Annotated in this window: 18 protein-coding genes; 1 reads left to right on the forward strand and 17 read right to left on the reverse strand. The window is 64.1% G+C overall.

Annotation, left to right across the window (positions count from 1 at the left end):
* Window positions 1–69 precede the first annotated feature (69 nt).
* Window positions 70–807, forward strand: coding sequence for a CHAD domain-containing protein (locus G4Z14_RS13205; protein ID WP_164626499.1), 738 nt, complete (start codon window positions 70–72; stop codon window positions 805–807).
* A gap of 39 nt (window positions 808–846) precedes the next feature.
* Here G4Z14_RS13205 and G4Z14_RS13210 read toward each other — a convergent pair whose 3' ends face one another.
* The 17 genes from G4Z14_RS13210 to G4Z14_RS13290 all read right to left on the reverse strand — a co-directional run bounded on the left by G4Z14_RS13210 (window position 847) and on the right by G4Z14_RS13290 (window position 16,598).
* The gene (locus G4Z14_RS13210; protein WP_164626501.1) at window positions 847–1,770 is read right to left on the reverse strand and encodes a type II secretion system F family protein; all 924 of its coding nucleotides are present in this window, start codon (window positions 1,768–1,770) and stop codon (window positions 847–849) included.
* A gap of 21 nt (window positions 1,771–1,791) precedes the next feature.
* Window positions 1,792–2,748, reverse strand: a complete 957-nt coding sequence (locus G4Z14_RS13215; RefSeq protein WP_164626503.1) for a type II secretion system F family protein — start codon at window positions 2,746–2,748, stop codon at window positions 1,792–1,794.
* A 9-nt stretch (window positions 2,749–2,757) separates the two neighbouring features.
* Window positions 2,758–4,134, reverse strand: a complete 1,377-nt coding sequence (locus G4Z14_RS13220) for a CpaF family protein (protein ID WP_164626505.1) — start codon at window positions 4,132–4,134, stop codon at window positions 2,758–2,760.
* 26 nt (window positions 4,135–4,160) lie between these two features.
* Complete coding sequence (locus G4Z14_RS13225; RefSeq protein ID WP_164626507.1) at window positions 4,161–4,724, reverse strand: L,D-transpeptidase; 564 nt, start codon at window positions 4,722–4,724, stop codon at window positions 4,161–4,163.
* A complete protein-coding gene (locus G4Z14_RS13230) occupies window positions 4,721–5,902 on the reverse strand; it encodes an AAA family ATPase (protein ID WP_164626509.1) in 1,182 nt (393 codons plus the stop codon). The genes G4Z14_RS13225 and G4Z14_RS13230 overlap by 4 nt, the downstream gene beginning before the upstream one ends.
* Window positions 5,899–6,510 (reverse strand): TadE/TadG family type IV pilus assembly protein, encoded by a 612-nt coding sequence (locus tag G4Z14_RS13235; RefSeq protein ID WP_321573048.1) that lies wholly within the window; start codon window positions 6,508–6,510, stop codon window positions 5,899–5,901. Before G4Z14_RS13235 ends, G4Z14_RS13230 begins: the two co-directional genes overlap by 4 nt.
* A complete protein-coding gene (locus G4Z14_RS13240; RefSeq protein WP_164626513.1) occupies window positions 6,507–6,974 on the reverse strand; it encodes a TadE/TadG family type IV pilus assembly protein in 468 nt (155 codons plus the stop codon). The genes G4Z14_RS13235 and G4Z14_RS13240 overlap by 4 nt, the downstream gene beginning before the upstream one ends.
* A gap of 83 nt (window positions 6,975–7,057) precedes the next feature.
* A complete protein-coding gene (locus G4Z14_RS13245) occupies window positions 7,058–7,219 on the reverse strand; it encodes a hypothetical protein (RefSeq protein ID WP_164626498.1) in 162 nt (53 codons plus the stop codon).
* A gap of 13 nt (window positions 7,220–7,232) precedes the next feature.
* A complete protein-coding gene (locus G4Z14_RS13250) occupies window positions 7,233–8,717 on the reverse strand; it encodes a type II and III secretion system protein family protein (protein WP_227751734.1) in 1,485 nt (494 codons plus the stop codon).
* Window positions 8,718–8,763: 46 nt separating this feature from the next.
* A complete protein-coding gene (gene cpaB / locus G4Z14_RS13255; RefSeq protein ID WP_164626514.1) occupies window positions 8,764–9,789 on the reverse strand; it encodes a Flp pilus assembly protein CpaB in 1,026 nt (341 codons plus the stop codon).
* A 175-nt stretch (window positions 9,790–9,964) separates the two neighbouring features.
* A complete protein-coding gene (locus G4Z14_RS13260) occupies window positions 9,965–10,168 on the reverse strand; it encodes a hypothetical protein (protein WP_164626516.1) in 204 nt (67 codons plus the stop codon).
* 353 nt (window positions 10,169–10,521) lie between these two features.
* Window positions 10,522–12,042, reverse strand: a complete 1,521-nt coding sequence (locus tag G4Z14_RS13265; RefSeq protein ID WP_164626518.1) for a pilus assembly protein TadG-related protein — start codon at window positions 12,040–12,042, stop codon at window positions 10,522–10,524.
* 97 nt (window positions 12,043–12,139) lie between these two features.
* Window positions 12,140–12,625 carry a prepilin peptidase gene (locus G4Z14_RS13270; RefSeq protein WP_164626520.1) on the reverse strand — a complete coding sequence of 162 codons (486 nt, stop codon included), beginning with the start codon at window positions 12,623–12,625 and terminating at the stop codon, window positions 12,140–12,142.
* Window positions 12,626–12,646: 21 nt separating this feature from the next.
* Window positions 12,647–13,168, reverse strand: a complete 522-nt coding sequence (locus G4Z14_RS13275) for a tetratricopeptide repeat protein (RefSeq protein ID WP_164626522.1) — start codon at window positions 13,166–13,168, stop codon at window positions 12,647–12,649.
* Between the two features lie 153 nt (window positions 13,169–13,321).
* Window positions 13,322–14,119 carry a zinc metalloprotease gene (locus G4Z14_RS13280; RefSeq protein WP_164626524.1) on the reverse strand — a complete coding sequence of 266 codons (798 nt, stop codon included), beginning with the start codon at window positions 14,117–14,119 and terminating at the stop codon, window positions 13,322–13,324.
* 266 nt (window positions 14,120–14,385) lie between these two features.
* Window positions 14,386–15,411 carry an L-threonine 3-dehydrogenase gene (gene tdh / locus G4Z14_RS13285; protein ID WP_164626526.1) on the reverse strand — a complete coding sequence of 342 codons (1,026 nt, stop codon included), beginning with the start codon at window positions 15,409–15,411 and terminating at the stop codon, window positions 14,386–14,388.
* Window positions 15,411–16,598, reverse strand: coding sequence for a glycine C-acetyltransferase (locus G4Z14_RS13290; protein WP_164626528.1), 1,188 nt, complete (start codon window positions 16,596–16,598; stop codon window positions 15,411–15,413). Before G4Z14_RS13290 ends, tdh begins: the two co-directional genes overlap by 1 nt.
* Between the last annotated feature and the right edge of the window lie 56 nt (window positions 16,599–16,654).

Genomic DNA, 16,654 nt, shown 5'->3' on the forward strand with positions numbered 1-16,654 from the left:
GGGAGCCTATGCCGTTTGATTGCCGGTCAAACCTGCCCACGATCCCGTGGAAAGACTGCCCACCTTCGCGTGGAATCCGCGCCCATCATCCCATGGATTGACTGTCCACCATCGCGTGGAACACGCACGCTGCGGCGGCTGCGCGCGGCGCTGAAGGCCTTTCATCCCATTCTGGACGAAGACCTGGCCGACACCCTGCAAGACAAATCCCGCGCCCTGTTCCGGATTCTGGGCGAGGTGCGCGATGCCGATGTCATGGCGCTGCGCTTTGCCGAAGCGCAGAATGCCGAGGCCACCCGCGACGAGGCCGCCCATCAGCGCCGCAGGGCGCGCAAGCATCTGAAGCGCAAGAAGGCCGAGGGCTTCCGAACGGCGGTGCTGCGGCGGCTGGCGGGCAAGGGCTGGCGGCGCGGCGGCAAGAAGGCCGGGGCGTTGCGCGAAGCGCCGGTGGCGGTGCAGGCCAAGGCGGCGCTGAACCGGGCCTGGGCGGCCTGCCTTGGCAACGGGCCCGACCTGCGGCAGATGCGCGCCCGCACACAGCACGAGTTGCGCAAGGATCTGAAGATGTTGCGCTATCTGACGGAATTCTTTGAAGATCTTTGGCCGGGCGCCGCGCAGGAGCGCTTTCTGGCGACGCTGCGCACCTTGCAGGACGATCTGGGCGAGATGACCGATACCGCGCTTGCCCGGTCGCTGGGCCATGACGATCCGTCCGATCTCGCCCCGCCGCAAGAGCGGGCGGCGCAGGACTGGCAAGCGTTGCAGGCGCAGGGGCCCTGGTGGCAGCCAGTCCCTGCGGTGGCCTGACCAGCGAGCCGCAGACTCTCTTTCTCCGGCGCAGCCGGTTCAGCCCGGCGACATTGTCGAGATCATCCGCACGATGCGGATCAGGACCGGAACCAGCACCATCACGAGGTTGACCGGAAACAGGAAGGCCGCCAGCGGCAACAGCATCTTGACCGGCAGCGCGTTGGCCTTTTCCTCGGCCTGCAGCAGGCGGATCTGGCGCATTTCGGAGCTGTAGACGCGCAGGGTCTTGATGACGCTGCTGCCCAGCTCCTGCGACTGGCGGAACAGCACGGCCAGCGTGCGGACCTCCTCCAGATTGATCCGCATGGCAAGGTTGCTCAGCGCCTCGTGCAAGCTGCGCCCGGCCCGCACCTCAAGGCTGACCACCGCCAGATGCAGACCGAAACTCGGCTGGCTGCGCAGGAATTCCCGTGCCACCCGGTCAAGCGAGGCCTCGATGCTCATGCCGGCGTCGACGCAGACGATGATCAGATCAAGGAAATCCGGAAAATACCGGCGAAACATCCGCACGTTCCGCTTGCCGATCCGCTCCAGCACGATGTTCGAGACGATGATCGACGCCCCGCTCAACACCGCGGCGAAGACCAGCGGCACGGCGGGATTGCCGGTATCGCGCAGGCTTTGGCCGATGTACCAGACGCCCACGAACACCAGGGCCGCCACCAGAAACCGCACGAGGTTGAAGCTGCGCAGCGCGTCACGGGTGAAGAACCCGGCGCGGATCAGCCGCATCTCCAGCGAATCCGGCTGGTTGCGGCGCTGGACATCCATGAAATAGGCGATGGAATCGTTGTCTTCGGCAAAAAGCGCGTCCGGGTCATAGACCTTGCCGCCCCGGACATTGGTGACCTGTTCGATATTGCGCCGGATCTGCCGCTGCCCGGCGAGATAGTTCAGCAAGGCGAAGACGAACAGAACGACCGCGAGGAAGATCGCAGACAGGATGAGAATGTCGGTCATGCGGAACTCTCCCTCGGGCCGTCAGAAATCGAACCGGACCATGCGGTTCATGATGTAGATGCCGATGCACATGTACAGGATGGTCCCCACGACGATCGCAGTGCCATGGCCGGTTTCCCAGATCGTGTCGAAGTAATCCGGGGCCAAGGTGCTGATGATGAGATAGAGGATGCCGGGAAAGACCGACATCAGGACTGCGGTGAACCGCCCCTCTGCCGAAATCGCGCGGATCTTGTTCTTCAGCATCAGCCGGTCGCGGATCATGGCCGTCAGGTTTTCCAGGATTTCCGACAGGTTGCCGCCGGTGTTGCGCTGGACGCTGACAGTCACGGCAAGCAGGTTAAGCTCGTCCGCCCCCACCCGCTCGTAAAGGCTGTAGAAGGCCTCGTCGAACTCCGAGCCAAAGGTCAGCTGGTCGGTCAGGATGCCGAACTCGCTGCCCACCGGGTCGGGCATTTCCCGCCCGACCAGCGACACGGCGGCGTTCAGCGGGTGGCCGGCGTGCAGCGAGCGCACGATGATGTCGATGGCCGCCGGCAGTTGCTGAACAAACCGCTTGACCCGCTTCATCCGCAGGTAGGCGAGGATCACATAGGCCAGCCCGACCGCCAAGGCGAGCGCGAGCGGCACCCGCAAGAGCCAGGTCCCGACGACCAGAGACACCGGAACCAGCGAAGCACTGACCAGCGCAAGGGCGTAAAGCACCTTCTGGCGCCCCGAAAGGGTCAGGCCGGTCTGCGCATAAAGCTTGCGCAGGCTTCGCAGCAGATCGCCCTCGGCCGAGGAGGCCAGAAGCGACCGGTCCTTGAGAAGCGAGCGATAGGCCGCTTCGTGATCGCCGCCGCCCCGGGCCAGCCGGATCAGCCGTTCATTGACCTCTTGCCTTGCGGCCCTGCGCGCCAACAGGCGGCGCAGCAGGGTATCACCCGCAATCAGGACCGAGGAGAAGACAAAGGCATAGATGATGAGAAGGGACATGCGCCTTGTTCATTGCTTGACGGTTGGATCGAAGATCTTGGGATCGACCTTGAGGCCGATGGTCGCGATTTCCTGCAGGAAGCGCGGCCGGATGCCGGTGGCGCGGAACTCGCCGAAGATCCGGCCGTTCTCGTCCACGCCGACACGGTTGTAGCGCATGATGTCCTGAATCTGGATCACCTCGCCTTCAAGCCCGGTCAGTTCCGAGATGGCGGTGACACGGCGGCTGCCGTCGCGCATGCGGTTCAACTGCAAGACCATGTGGATCGCCGAGGAGATCTGCGACCGGATGCTGAGCTGCGACATCGGCATGCCGGCCATGCCGACCATCTGTTCCAGACGCGACATGGCATCGCGGGTGTTGTTGGCGTGGATCGTGCTCATGGAGCCTTCATGGCCGGTGTTCATCGCCTGCAGCATGTCAAAGGCCTCGCCGCCGCGCACCTCGCCGATGATGATGCGGTCGGGACGCATCCTGAGCGCGTTCTTCACCAGATCGCGCTGGGTCACCTCGCCCTTGCCCTCCAGCGTCGGCGGGCGGGTTTCCATCCGCACCACGTGTTTCTGCTGCAACTGAAGTTCCGCCGCGTCCTCGATGGTGACAAGGCGTTCCTCATGCGGGATGAAGCCCGAGAGCGCGTTCAGCATCGTGGTCTTGCCCGAGCCGGTGCCGCCGGAGATCAGCATCGAGACCTTGCCCTCGACCGCCGCCGCCAGAAGCTGCGCCATGCCTTCGGGCAGCGCCCCTTTGCTCACCAGCGTCGACAGGTTGAAGGGCCGGCGCGAGAATTTCCGGATCGAGACCTGCGGGCCGTCGACCGCGATGGGCCGGATCGCCACGTTCACGCGCGAGCCGTCGGCAAGACGGGCATCGACCAGCGGCGAGGCTTCGTCGACCCGCCGTCCGACCGAGGCGACGATCTTGTTGATGATGCGCAAGAGATGACGCTCATCCTTGAAGCGGACGTCGGTCAGAAGCAGCTTGCCATAGCGTTCGATGTAAACCGTCTTGGGGCCGACGATCAGGATATCGGCGATGGAATCGTCCTTGAGCAGCGGCTCGATCGGACCAAGGCCCAGCATCTCGTCGGCCAGATCCGAGACGAGGCTGTCCAGCTCTCGGGCATTCAGCGCGACGTTCTGGATCTTGAGGTAGTCGCGCACCATCGGGCGCAATTCGTCATGCAGTTGCACGGTCTCCAGCGTATCGAGAACCGTCAGGTTGATCTTGTCGAGCAGGAAGCGGTGCAGGTTCACCCGTTCGGACACCATGTCCACCTCGGGCGCGGCCTGGGCTTCAACGGTCAGGACCGGGGAGGGAACCTCCTCGACAGCGTGGGGTTCGGGCGCCTGTTCGCCCTGCTTGCGGAAAAACCGGCCGACCATCTACGACCTCCTGATTGAAAAGGGCTTCATTGCACGATCACCTTGGTGCCGACCTTGACCTGTTCGAAAAGCTCCATGACATCGGCATTGCTCAGCCGGAAACAGCCCGAGGTCTCATAGCCGCCGACGGTTTCGGCGGTGTTGGTGCCGTGGATGCGATACAGCGTGTCGCCGCCGCCGCGATAAAGATAGATCGCCCGCGCGCCCAAGGGGTTGTAGGGGCCAGAGGGCACATGCTCGGGCAGGGCCGGGTTGCGCTGGCGCATCTCGGCCGGCGGGCGCCATTCCGGCCATTCCGCCTTGCGGCCCACGACCACGGTGCCGGTCCACAGGAAACCGTCCTTGCCGACGCTGATGCGGTAGCGCGCCGCCCGGCCATCGCCCAACACCAGATGCAGCGTGCGGTCGGCGTTGGAAATGATCAGGGTGCCGGGGGCCTCGGTGGTCTGGAAATCCACCACCTCGCGCGTCACCTTGCCATGATCGCGCGGCACCGACTTCATCTCGACGCGGTGCAGATCGGGCAGCGCTGCGCTGTCGGCCGGCGGGGAATGCGCCGCCACGACTGCGGCCAGTGCCAGCCAGATCATGCCTTGACCCCTTCGATGTGCAGCTTCTGCACGGCAAAGCGCGCCAGTTCCTTCAGGAACCGCGAAGACCGGTTCAGCTCGCTCAGCGGAATGCCCCGGTCCATCGCCTCGGACAGCGCCTCGTCCTCATTCGGCAGATAGCTGTAGGGAATTTCCCCCAGAAGCTGCTTGATGCGCGATTCCGCAATGCGCTGGCTGCCGAAAAACCCCTTGCGGCGCTTGTTGATGAGGATATGCGCCTGCGGCAGCCGGCCGCCTTCGGCATGCAGCTGGTTGCGCAGCGCCAGCGCCTGCTTGATCGAGGGCAGGTTCAACTCGCACACGATGGTCAGGCTGTTCACCTCGGCCAGAACATCCTGCCGCCAGTCGGTTTCGTAATAGGGAATGTCCAGAACCGTATGACCATGCTGCGCGGTCACGGCGTCCAGCAGACGCAGCACCAGCTCATAGCAGTTCAGATGGGTGACAAGCTCGGGCTTGCGGAAGGAATAGAGCGAAAAGCCGTGCGGGTGGCGCTGCTGGATCAGGCTGACGAACTCGGCATCGACCCGGCCGGGGTTGCTGAGAACGCTGTCGAGGTTGAAGGTGTTCTCCATGTTCAACAGATCGCCGCAGGCGCCGGTGGAAAAGTCGAGATCGAAAAGACCGACGCCATTGCGCTTGGTCTCGGTGCTGCGCGCCAGAAGGTCGGCAAGCATCACCGCCACCGTGGTCGCGCCCGCCCCGCCATTGGCCGAGGTCACGGCATGCACCCGGTTGGTCGATTGCTTGGACGACCGCGCGCCGCTGATGATCGCGTTGTGCAGATCGACCGTGGACAGCGGATGGCGCAGCCAGTCATGCACGCGCAGCTTCATCAGCCGCCGCACCTGCTGGTCATCCAGCGCATCCGACACCACGATGATCGGCAGGTCATGCGACTGGCCACGCAGGCCGTCGATCAGCTCGGCCCGCTCGGCGCTGAACTCCGCGATGTCCAGCACCACGATATCCGGCGTCACGTCGCGCAGCCGCGCCAGCACATTCTGGCTGCTGGCCAGATGCATCGTCACGTTGGAAAGCTCTTCGGTCGCCGCTTTCAGGAGTGAGAAATCCGGGTGGCCGCAATCCACGACCAAAGCGGTCATCTTCCGCATCCGGCTCTTGGGTTCCGTGGTGATGAGGTCTTGCGCGTTCATGGGGGTGTTCCGACAGAGGAAAGGTCTTCGCTGGTAATGGTGACGGCATGCGCCGGCATGGTGATGACGTTTGCACCGATCAGCGCATCCAGCATCAGGAAATCAAAGGTCAGGCCGACGCTTTCGACCCGAATCGTCAGCACCGGCCCGGCCGGGCGCCCGACATAGCCAAGACCGGCGCGTTCATAGGTGACGCGGACATTGTCGGCGGAAATCACCGGGAAGAAATCGCACATGCCGCTGACGCTGCCGGCCAGATCCGGATCACAGACCCCATCGCTGCCTTCGATCAGGCGGCCCATGCCGTCGGCGTCACAGGCGGCAGCGCCCGCACCGCAACTGACGGTCACGATGGCGGCCGGCATCGGACGCCCGGCATCTATGTCTCCCAGGTCTTCGGCGAAGGCGTCAAGGTTGGCCAGAATCGGATCGGACACCGCCAGTTGCCGCGCGCCGATCTGCATGGCCTTTACCGTCTGGTTCCATTGGAACATCAGGAAGCCAAGCTCGACCATGGCCGCCATGACAAGCATCAGGATCGGGACGACCAGCAGGCCCTCGATCAGGACTGCGCCGCTGTCATCCGCCAGGGAGCGCCGCCGCCTCACCATCCGATATACCTCTGGCTGTAGGTGTAGCTGAAGCTGATGGCGTCAATCTCAAGCGCGCCGAAGAACGGCGAGGTGACATAGGTGACGGTGCCAACGCCGGTCACCATCGAGGTGGCATCGGGGCTGGTCGGCGGCTCGGCCGGCGCCAGCGTCAGCTCGTCGGCCTCATCCCACCCCGGCACCCTGAGCGACCCGGTCCCCGCGGCATTGCCGTAAAAGGCGATATTGCGGGCCATTGTCACCGTGCAGGCATTGAAGGTTGGCCGGCAGCGCGACCAGTAGCGCACGGCGTCGCGCACCCCGATCTGCATCTGTTGCCGCTGCCAGAAGATATTGGCGAATTCCAGCGTCCCGATTGTCATGACCGTGAGGACCGGCACCACGATGATGGTTTCGGCAAGCACCGCGCCCGCTTCCTCGGCCCAGAGGCGCGATATCCATCTCGGAATGACACGATACATCGCAAGGCATCCTCAAAACGCGCCCGCCTCCCCTTTTCGCACCCCAGAGGTCAAGCGGTATCTACCCGGCGGAGTTCGGCGGGTTACGGGCTAATCGTGACGTCTGTATTCGAAACGTTGTTCGGAAACGGATAGATGGTCTGGATCGCCGTATTGGCTTCGGCGGCATCGCCGGCGCCAAAGGTAATGGTGTCGCTGTGGTTCAGATAATCCGCACAGCCCGCAAGCGGCGACACGAAGATCAAAACCGCGAGGATCTTACTGCTTCTTGATGACCGCATCGTCAAATTCCAGATCAATGATATGTCCATAGGGGCCGACTGTGCCATCGCCGTTCTTGAAGGCACGGATCATCTGCTTGTCCACTTCCAGCATGCCAAGCAGGAACATCTCGACATCGTTCGACGAGCGGGAGTTGTCCAGCGGCGAGGCCAGCGGTTCGGCGGGCGTGCCGGGCTTGACCAGCCGCGGCGTGACCAGGATCACCAGGTCGGTTTCCTTCTTCTGGAACGCCGAGGAGCGGAACAGCGCGCCAAGGACCGGAATCTGCCCCATCCACGGCACCTGTTTCAGGTTGCGCTCGTTGTCGACCTGCAACAGCCCGGCAATGGCAAAGCTTTGCCCGTCGCGCAGCGTCACCGTGGTATCGGCCTTGCGCGAGATAAAGGCCGGCTGGCCATTCACCGTGACCGAGGTGTCAATGTCGCTGACCTCGGGGCGGATGCGCAGGCTGATGAGCCCGTCATCCATCACCACCGGGATGAAATTCAGCCGGACGCCATATTCGCGGTAATCGGTCTGCGTCGCCATGACGCCGTTTTCCCCCGCCACCGCGCTGGTGATCGGAACCTCACCGCCGACGACGAAATTCGCTTCCACTCCGCTGGTCGTGACCAGCGTCGGGTTGGCCAGACGGCGGGCAAGACCCCGGCCCTCCAGCACGTTGATCACCGCGTCGATCTCGGTCCCGGCGATCTGCAACAGGTTGCCGATGAAGCTGCCGAAGGGCGCATTGCCCGACACGATGCCATCCGTGACATGTCCGGTAGCCGGATCCGGCACGCCGCCCGTGCTGCCGCGGCTGACCCCGGCATTGGTCGCGTTCAGTTCCACCCCCAGCTCGCGGCCCGAGGTGCGGCTGATCTCGATGATGCGCACATCCAGCTGCACCTGCTGCGGATCGGTCACACGGATCGCGTTGACCACCGGATCGGTGGAGAACTGCATCGCAATCTCCAGCACCCGCTTCAGATCAACCCCGTCCTTGACCGCGCCCGACAGCCGGATCCGGCCGTTGATGTTGTCGACGTCGACATTGGCGCTGGGAACGGCGCTGGAAATCGCGCGGTTCAGCTCGGCGAAATCCACCTCGACCTTCAGGATGGCGCTGCCCATCAGCTTCTTGTCGGCGTCGTAAAAGCTGATGTTGGTCGCCCCCGCGGTCCGGCCCTGCACATAGGCCGAGGCGCCGGTCAGCGGAAAGACGTCGGCCACATTGGCGTCGCCCACCACCACATCGTTGAACGGTGTGTTGGTGATGATCGTCATGGTGAAGCCCGGCTTCAGCGTGATCGTCGTCACCGGCGCGCCCTGCCCCAGCGAGACAAACCGCTCCTGCGCCATGGCGGGCGCCGCCCCAAGGGTCAGGACAGTCAGAACCAGCAGAACGGCGACAGGGGCAAGCCCTGCGGCCAGAAATGACGTGATCCGTTTGAAATTCGCAGAGTGGCCCATCTTCAGCATTCTGTCTGTCCCGTCGTGCCCTTGAGGGCTGTTGTTCTTGAGCTGCTCAATTGTCACCAGAGAGAACCACATAATCCTGCCGCGCGCCATTGCGCACAACGCCCACGGTCACGAAAGTCGGCTGCGGTGGTGTTTCTACCACCTCCGGCGCGGGCTTGGTCAGCTCTTCCTTCAGCTCTTCAAGCCGCGCATCGACGTTGCCGCCAAGCGAGCGCACCATTTCCTCCAGCGAGGCGATGCGGGCCTCCTGTTCGCCGGCCCGGCCCTCGGCGGCGGCACGCTCGGCGGCAGCCATCGCCTCAAGATCCGATTCCAGCGCCGCAGCGGCCGAGGATTTCGACATTTCGGCCAGCGTCACCCGCTGGCTTTGCTCCACATCCGACGACACCACATTGCGCAGCGCCAGCGACAGCGTGCCGATCGACGAGCCGAGCGTCAGTTTCTGCGCCTCTTCGGTGGAAACCTCGAAGGTCACGGTGCGCACCACCGACGGCTGGTCCTTGCGGTCGTCGGCGATCTGGTCGATCGCCAGCACCCGCACGCCTTGCAGCAGCACGTCGACATAGGCCTCTTCGGCATTGTTGTTCTCGCTGCGGGTCAGCAGCACATCCACCCGGTCGCCGGGCAGCACGAAGCCCGCGACGCCCGCCACGTCATTAACGCGGATCGACAGCGCCTTGAGGCCGGGCTTGATGGCGGTGGAAAGCTTCGCGCGCTGGCCGGGGTTGGTGATGCGGCTGCCAAGCACCGGTTCACCCTTTTCGATCGAGGACAGCACGAAGCGCGCGGTTTCCTCGGAATTGTCGCCGATCTCCTCGACGGTCTTGAAGGCGCCGTCCGGCAGGGTGGCGCTGCCCCATGGAATGACTTCCAGCTTTTCCGGCACCACACGCTCGCCAAATCGCATCGCCTCTCTGGCGACGACGATGGTCTGCCGGGCGTCCGAGGCCGGACCGTCAGTCGAGGCCGCCAGTTCGGCGCGCTGGTCCGCGAGCCAGGACCGAACGCCCAGAACGGCCGTGATCCCGAGGATCGCGGCCACCAGAAGACTCAGAAGGGTCGATGTACGCATGCCTGCCCCATTCCTTCGCAGAGATTCGCGCGGCATTGCTGCCTGATCGAACTCTGCCCTTGCCTGCCCAAAACCTCAACGCCGATTCTCCGCGGCTTGTCGAGCCGCCCTGACCCCTTGGGTCAGGGCGTTTGCCGTTCGCCCCGTTCAGGCCGAACCGCGCAATCCACCCATATCAGGGAGCCGGGATGGCGTCATCGAGCGTGACGATCCAGCCGGCCCAGGCGTTCCAGGCGGTGGTCAGGTTGGTGCCGAACAGGATGACCGCGGCGATCACACCGCCAACGAGCAGGCCGAGGAGGATGAGGTATTCCGACAGCGCCACGCCATCCTCTTCCTTGCGAATGCGCGCGACCAGGTATTTGGCAATATAGAACATTTTGAACTCCATTTCGTTGCGAGACATCCAGACAACAACGCCACCCCGCCTGCCTGAACATAGCTGCATCAATCACGTCTACTGGCCAACCAATCACTTTTTAAAAATTCCGGGCCATGCCCTTGCGCCGACTATGGCGACAAGCGGGCAGTCCTGTCAAGAAAATGCCCTATTTCACGGGAACATGGTGCAGCTTTGTGGCGAATTGATGGCATTGTTTTTCAATCATTAACACTCGGGCCATTAACCCATCATTGATGAGCAACCCCCGGTTGAAAATTGGTCAAATCAAAGGCCACAGATTGAAACTGCCGCGAATCGCGGGCGAATCGACCAGAGGTCTGAAGGCGGATTCAGCGCACCAGGATCGCTTCATCGCGGACAAATTCGTCCAGCGAGCCATTGCCGCCCCAGCCGGTGATGTCGATGATCTCGACGTCGATGGTGCCGTCGCCGGAACTGTTCGGCAGCATGGGGCGGGTCAGGAACAGCGAGGCATAGGAATTGACCCGCATGTCATCGGCTCCGTTGTCAGCCTCCGCCCCGCAGTCGATGATCGCGGCAAAGATGACGCGGCGTCCGGCTTCGGGGGGCGCGGGGTTGGTCTTGCTGGCGGAACAGATCGGGGTGCCACGTTCCTTGAAATCGCCATTTTCAGGAGCGGCCGAATTGCCTTGCGACAAGGTATCAACCAGATTGTTGGCAATCTCGTAGCTGTAAACGTCATAGCGTGACGGCACCAGCCCGTCCGGCAGCGCGCCACCGGGATAGTTGGCGGCATCAAACACAGCCTCCGGCGGGGTAGTCTGGAAGTTGACTTGCCAATAGGTGTCGATGTTCCAGATCCCCGAGCCGACAAAGGCCCCCGCCGCGCCGTCACCGGGCGGGCTCATCGTGTTGTCATCGGGAAAGGCCTGCGCCCAAGTCGGATCTGTGGCCGGGCCTTTGTTGCAAGCATTGTTCGGGCCAGTCGCGCGTCTGACGAACCCTTTGCGCACATTGATATCCGGCGGATAGTCGTCGGCGGCATTGCCCATGTTGCCTTCATAGATGTCCATCCGCACATTCAGCCCCTGCGCGATGCCGGTCGCCGCGCCGGGCTTGGTCGTCACCATCCGCTGCGAATAGCAGGTCGGGTTGTATTCCCCGGCGAAGATGTCGCGGATCGCATTGGCCGAGGCCGTGGTGTTGTCATTGTGCCCGGTGACTTGCAGGAAGCCGAAATTGCCCGGCGAGGCGGTGTCAGAGCCTTTGGGGTGCAGGCGGATCAGCCGGGAGTAAAGATCGCCATCGGCGAAGGCCTGTTGCAGGTCGATCTCTTCGCTTTCAAACGGGTTGCAGATGAACAGCGGCGTCACATCGCAGGCCGCCGTGGCGGAGGTCGCCACGGCAACCGCCCCGACCGGCACATCGCCCAGAATGCCGCCAAGCGTCGACAGATCCTCGCTTTGGGCGACGACATGGACGTAATAGGCCAGCGCGCCGTCAGTCGTGGCGTGGCCGGACAGATAGTCGGCGTCGATCGCCGTGTCGTCGCTGGCCGGGATCCCGTCAAGGAAGGTCACGGCATAGTCGCCGCCGTCGCCACCGAACGCCAGGGTGATGCGCGCGCCTTCGACCGACTGGCCAAGGAAGCTGACACTGTTCGACACGTTGCCCATGGCAGCGGTGGCCCGATCGATCGCGTCGACCCCGCCATCCAGCTCGCGCGCGCCGGCCAGCGCCATGGCATCGGCCGCCGCCTGCAGGTCGGCATGGGCGTTGTTGCCGCGGCCAAGGTCGACCAGAAGCACCGTCATCAGGATGAAGGCGGGCAGCATGACCAGACCCAGCGTCAGGGCATAGCCCCGCTCAGATTTCACAAATCCAATCACTTGCGCCTCCGGTGTTTGCCACAGCCAAAAGAGACCGATCCAGTCAACAATCGCGGGCATTATGCCGCGACATCGGCCTTGCGTAAACAGCGGAGCATCAGACGCCCGCCGAAACCATCGCAACCAGTGCCGCCAACGACATCGGCACGCCATAGGGATAGGTGCGGCGCAACCGGAACAGCATCAGGCGGTCGCGGAACCGGCCGGGCGGAAAGATCGCCCCGGCCTTGGTGACCACAAGCAGCAGCACGGAGCCAAGGATCAGGCCAAGGGCATAGGCGCCAAGCCCCGCCCAGCCGACGGCAAGGCCCAGCGGGAAGTAAAGCTTGGCATCGCCCGCCCCCATCATCCGCAAGAGCCAAGCCAGAAGGCCAAGCGCGAACAGCAGCCCCGCCGCGCCAAGGTCGGCCAGAATCCCGGCGCTGTCACGGGTGGCGGCCAGAATCAGCGCCGGCCCCAGCAGGTACAGCACGTCACGGTTGCGGATCTTCAGGCTCTGGAAATCCACCCAGGCGATGCGCAGGAACATCCCCGCGCAGGCCACCATGGCCAGCGCGGCCAGACCGGTCAGCAAGACGCCCATCTGCGGCGGAACAGGCACCGGTCAGATGCCCTGCAGATCGCCCTTGGCGCGGCGCTGGTAGTTCACCGAATTGCGCAGCAGTTCCAGATTGTTGGCGACATGCGGATTGTCGGGGGCCATCTCATAGGCGGCAAGGAAGTGCTGGCGCGCGCCCTGCAGGTTGCCCCGCAGCAAGAGCGAATAGCCATAGTTGTTGTGGAACACCACGGTATTGCCGATGATCGGCTTCAGCTGTCGGTAGGCCAGATCGGACTGGTCGAAGCGGGCCAGCATGTCATTGGCCGCGGCATAGCCCAGAAGCGCCTCGGGATCGGTCGGGGCGACCTCAAGCGCCTGCTTGAACAGCGAAGCGGCCTTGCCATAGTTCTCTTGCTTGAACTGCAGCTTGGCCGAAACGATGTGCTGGTCGTCCGGATAGTAGTCGCGGTTCGCCGTGTCGGTGATCGTGGTAGCCCTGTCGCCAAACCCCGAAAGGTCGCCCGGCGTGCCATCGACGCAGGCAGCAAGGGCCAAAACGGCCGCACCAGTAAGGAGTCTGCGCATAACTGCCCCATGAAAATTTTTCATTGGCGGAAATCTGCGCTTTTTGCCCGGCGCTGTCCATAAGCGGGCGACAGGAAGTTGCGCAAAGCCGCGAAATTCCGGGCAATGAGTGCAGTGATGTCACGCTGGGGCCGGTTTCACCCCGCCCGCGCCTTACAACCCGCTGAAGAAGAACCAGTTCAGCAGCCACCAGCCCCCCGCCATATGCGCCCCCATCAGCGCCGCCCAGGTCAGGAACACCAGCACCGCGGTCTTTTTCGGCATGGCGGCGTGTTTCGGGGCCAGCGCCTCGGGGTGATAGAGGAAATGCGCCCCGACCAGGCAGGTCATCAGCAGCGTGGTCGATTGCACATGAAAGCCCAGCGCCGTGGCGAAGGCCGAGGTTGCCAGCAACAGAAGTACCGTCTTGCGCGGCATCAGGCTGCGCCCGATGAGCGCGAGGCACCGCCCGCCATCCAGCGGCCAGAGCGGCAGGAGGTTGAGCGCGTTGAGCGCGGCAATCGTGCCGCCGATTGACATCAGGATCGGGTGCAGGGCCGAGCTTTCCGCGTCAAGCAGGAGCCCGATGCCGACCAGCGGCACCATCGGCACCAGCGACAGGCCGGCGCCCGCAAGCGCAATGAACGCCTCTTCCGCATCCGAGCGCGTCGCCTTGTCCGAGGTCGACAGGCTTGCCACCATGGGCAGGGCCCGGAACCGGGCACCGTCATGGCCAAGCGCCCGATAGGCAAGGAAATGGCCCAGTTCATGCACCAGCAGGCCCGCCACCAGCCCGAAGGCATGCGGCCCCTTGAACAGGGAAAAGACGATGGCGAAGAAGGCCAGCCCCAGCCAGAACGACCGGTACTCGATGCGCGAGATCAGCACGTTTTCCCCGGTGACCACCCGCCCCGGCCGCATCACGACCATGGCAAAGAGGGCGAATACGAAAACTGCGACAACACCGGTCATGCCAGATCTCCCATCGTGACAGGCCATGATTCCCAAACGGGTTTGTCCTTTTTTTGCGCCCAATGTGTTAGGAATCTGTCAATTGGCCCCGGTATGAGCGTCGATTTGCGCATGGCCAAAGGCCGCCGCGCGCCAAGCCGCGATCACGGTCACACCTTGGCGCCTCCCCCGCGGGCATGCCCGCACCTGAGCCGGCTGAAGTGCCACCCACGCCCTGCCGCGCGGCAAAGCCCCCGGCACGGGACGCGGGGGCCGGGCCTGCCGCCTCAGCCCCAGTCCAGCACCACCTTGCCCGACAGGCCCGAGCGCATGGTCTCGAACCCGGTCACGAAGTCGTCGGCCTTGAAGCGGTGGGTGATGACGCGGCGCACGTCCAGGCCGTTTTCCAGCATGGCGATCATCTTGTACCAGGTTTCAAAGATTTCCCGGCCATAGACCCCCTTGATGGTGATGGCCTTGAAGACGATGCGGCTCCAGTCCACCGGCGATTTCCCCGGCGGGATGCCGAGCATGGCAATGCGCCCGCCCATCACCAGATTGTCGACCATCTGGTCAAGCGCCTGCTGGTTGCCGCTCATCTCCATGCCGACATCGAAGCCTTGAGACATCTTCAAGGACGGATAGACCGAGCGCAGATCGGTCTCGGCCACGTTCACCGGCACCACATCGGCGACCTGCGCCGCCAGCTCCAGCCGTGCGGGGTTCACGTCGGTAATCACCACATGCCGCGCGCCGACATGCCGCGCCACTGCGGCGGCCATGATGCCGATCGGCCCGGCGCCGGTAATCAGCACGTCCTCGCCCACCAGATCGAAGGACAGCGCCGTATGCACGGCATTGCCCAAGGGATCGAGAATCGCGCCGATCTCGTCGTCGATGGTGTCCGGCAGCGGCACCACGTTGAAGGCCGGCAGCCGCAGGTATTCGGCAAAGGCGCCCTGTTCGTTGACGCCGATCCCCCGCGTCGCCGGGTCAAGGTGGAACTTGCCGGCGCGGGACTGGCGGGAAAGCTTGCCGATCAGGTGGCCCTCGCCCGAGCAGCGCTGGCCAATCTCCAACCCCTCGACCAGCGCCCCCTTGGCGACGATCTCGCCGGCAAACTCATGCCCCGTCACCAACCCGACCGGCACAGTGCGCGCCGCCCAGTCGTCCCAGTTCCAGATATGGATGTCGGTGCCGCAGATCCCGGTCTTCTTCACCTTGATCAGCACATCCTCCGGCCCGATCTCCGGCACCGGCCGGTCGACCTGCCACAAGCCGACTTCAGGCTTCACTTTTGCCAAGGCTTTCATCACAGCACCCCCGTCTCGCGTCCCGCCGAGGCAAACGCCTCCAGCGCAAAATCCAGATCGTCCAAGGTCAGCTTCGCATTCATCTGCGTGCGGATGCGCGCCCGCCCATGCGGCACCACCGGATAGAAGAAGGCCGACACCATCACCCCCCGCGCATCCAGCGCCCGGGCAAAGGCCTGCGCCTTCGGCGCCTCGCCGATCATCACCGGGATGATCGGATGCTCGCCGGGCAACAGCGTAAAGCCCGCCGCCGCAAGACCCGCCCGCCAATGCGCGGCATTGCGGAAAAGATCGGCGCGCAGCCCGTCCGCGCCCTCGACCAGATCAAGCGCTGCCAGCGCCGCCCCCACCACCGCCGGCGGCAGGGCGTTCGAGAAGAGATAGGGCCGCGCCCGCTGCCGCAAGAGGTCGATCACCGGCTGCGGCCCGGCGATATAGCCGCCGAGCGCCCCGCCCAAGGCCTTGCCCAGCGTGCCGGTCAGAATGTCCACCTGCACCCCGGCATGGGCCGGCGTGCCGCGCCCCTCGGGCCCCATGAACCCCGTGGCGTGGCAATCGTCCACCATGGTCAGGCAGTCATGGGCATCGGCGATCCGGCGGATTTCCTTCAGGTCGGCCAGATAGCCATCCATGGAAAACACCCCGTCGGTGGCGATCATCACGAACCGCGCGCCACCCTCCCGCGCGGCCTTCACCTGACGCTCGAGATCGGCCATGTCGCCATTCTGGAACCGATAGCGCCGCGCCTTGCACAGCCGGATGCCGTCGATGATCGAGGCATGGTTCAGACTGTCCGAAACAATCGCATCCTCCTCGCCCAGCAGGGGCTCGAACAGCCCGCCATTGGCGTCGAAACAGGCCGCGAACAGGATGGCATCCTGCATCCCCAGAAACCGCGCGATCCGGGCCTCCAGCGCGCGGTGCAGATCCTGCGTGCCGCAGATGAAGCGGACCGAGGCCATGCCATAACCATGGCTCGCCATCGCCGCCTCCGCCGCCGCGATCAGCCGCGGATCATCGGCCAGCCCGAGATAGTTGTTGGCGCACAGGTTCAGCATCCGCCGCCCGCCGACCTGCACATGCGCCCCCTGCGCGCCCTCAATCAGGCGCTCGCGCTTCATCAGGCCGTCAGCCTCGATCTCGGTCAGCGTGGCGGCAAGGTGATCCAGAAACCGATTTTCTGTCATGACGGAAATCCTCCAATTTAGCGGATACTGCCTGCGGCGCCCAGAGATGTCAAGAT

Origin of the sequence: Tabrizicola oligotrophica (assembly GCF_011008935.1) — a bacterium.
Lineage (GTDB): Bacteria > Pseudomonadota > Alphaproteobacteria > Rhodobacterales > Rhodobacteraceae > Tabrizicola_A > Tabrizicola_A oligotrophica.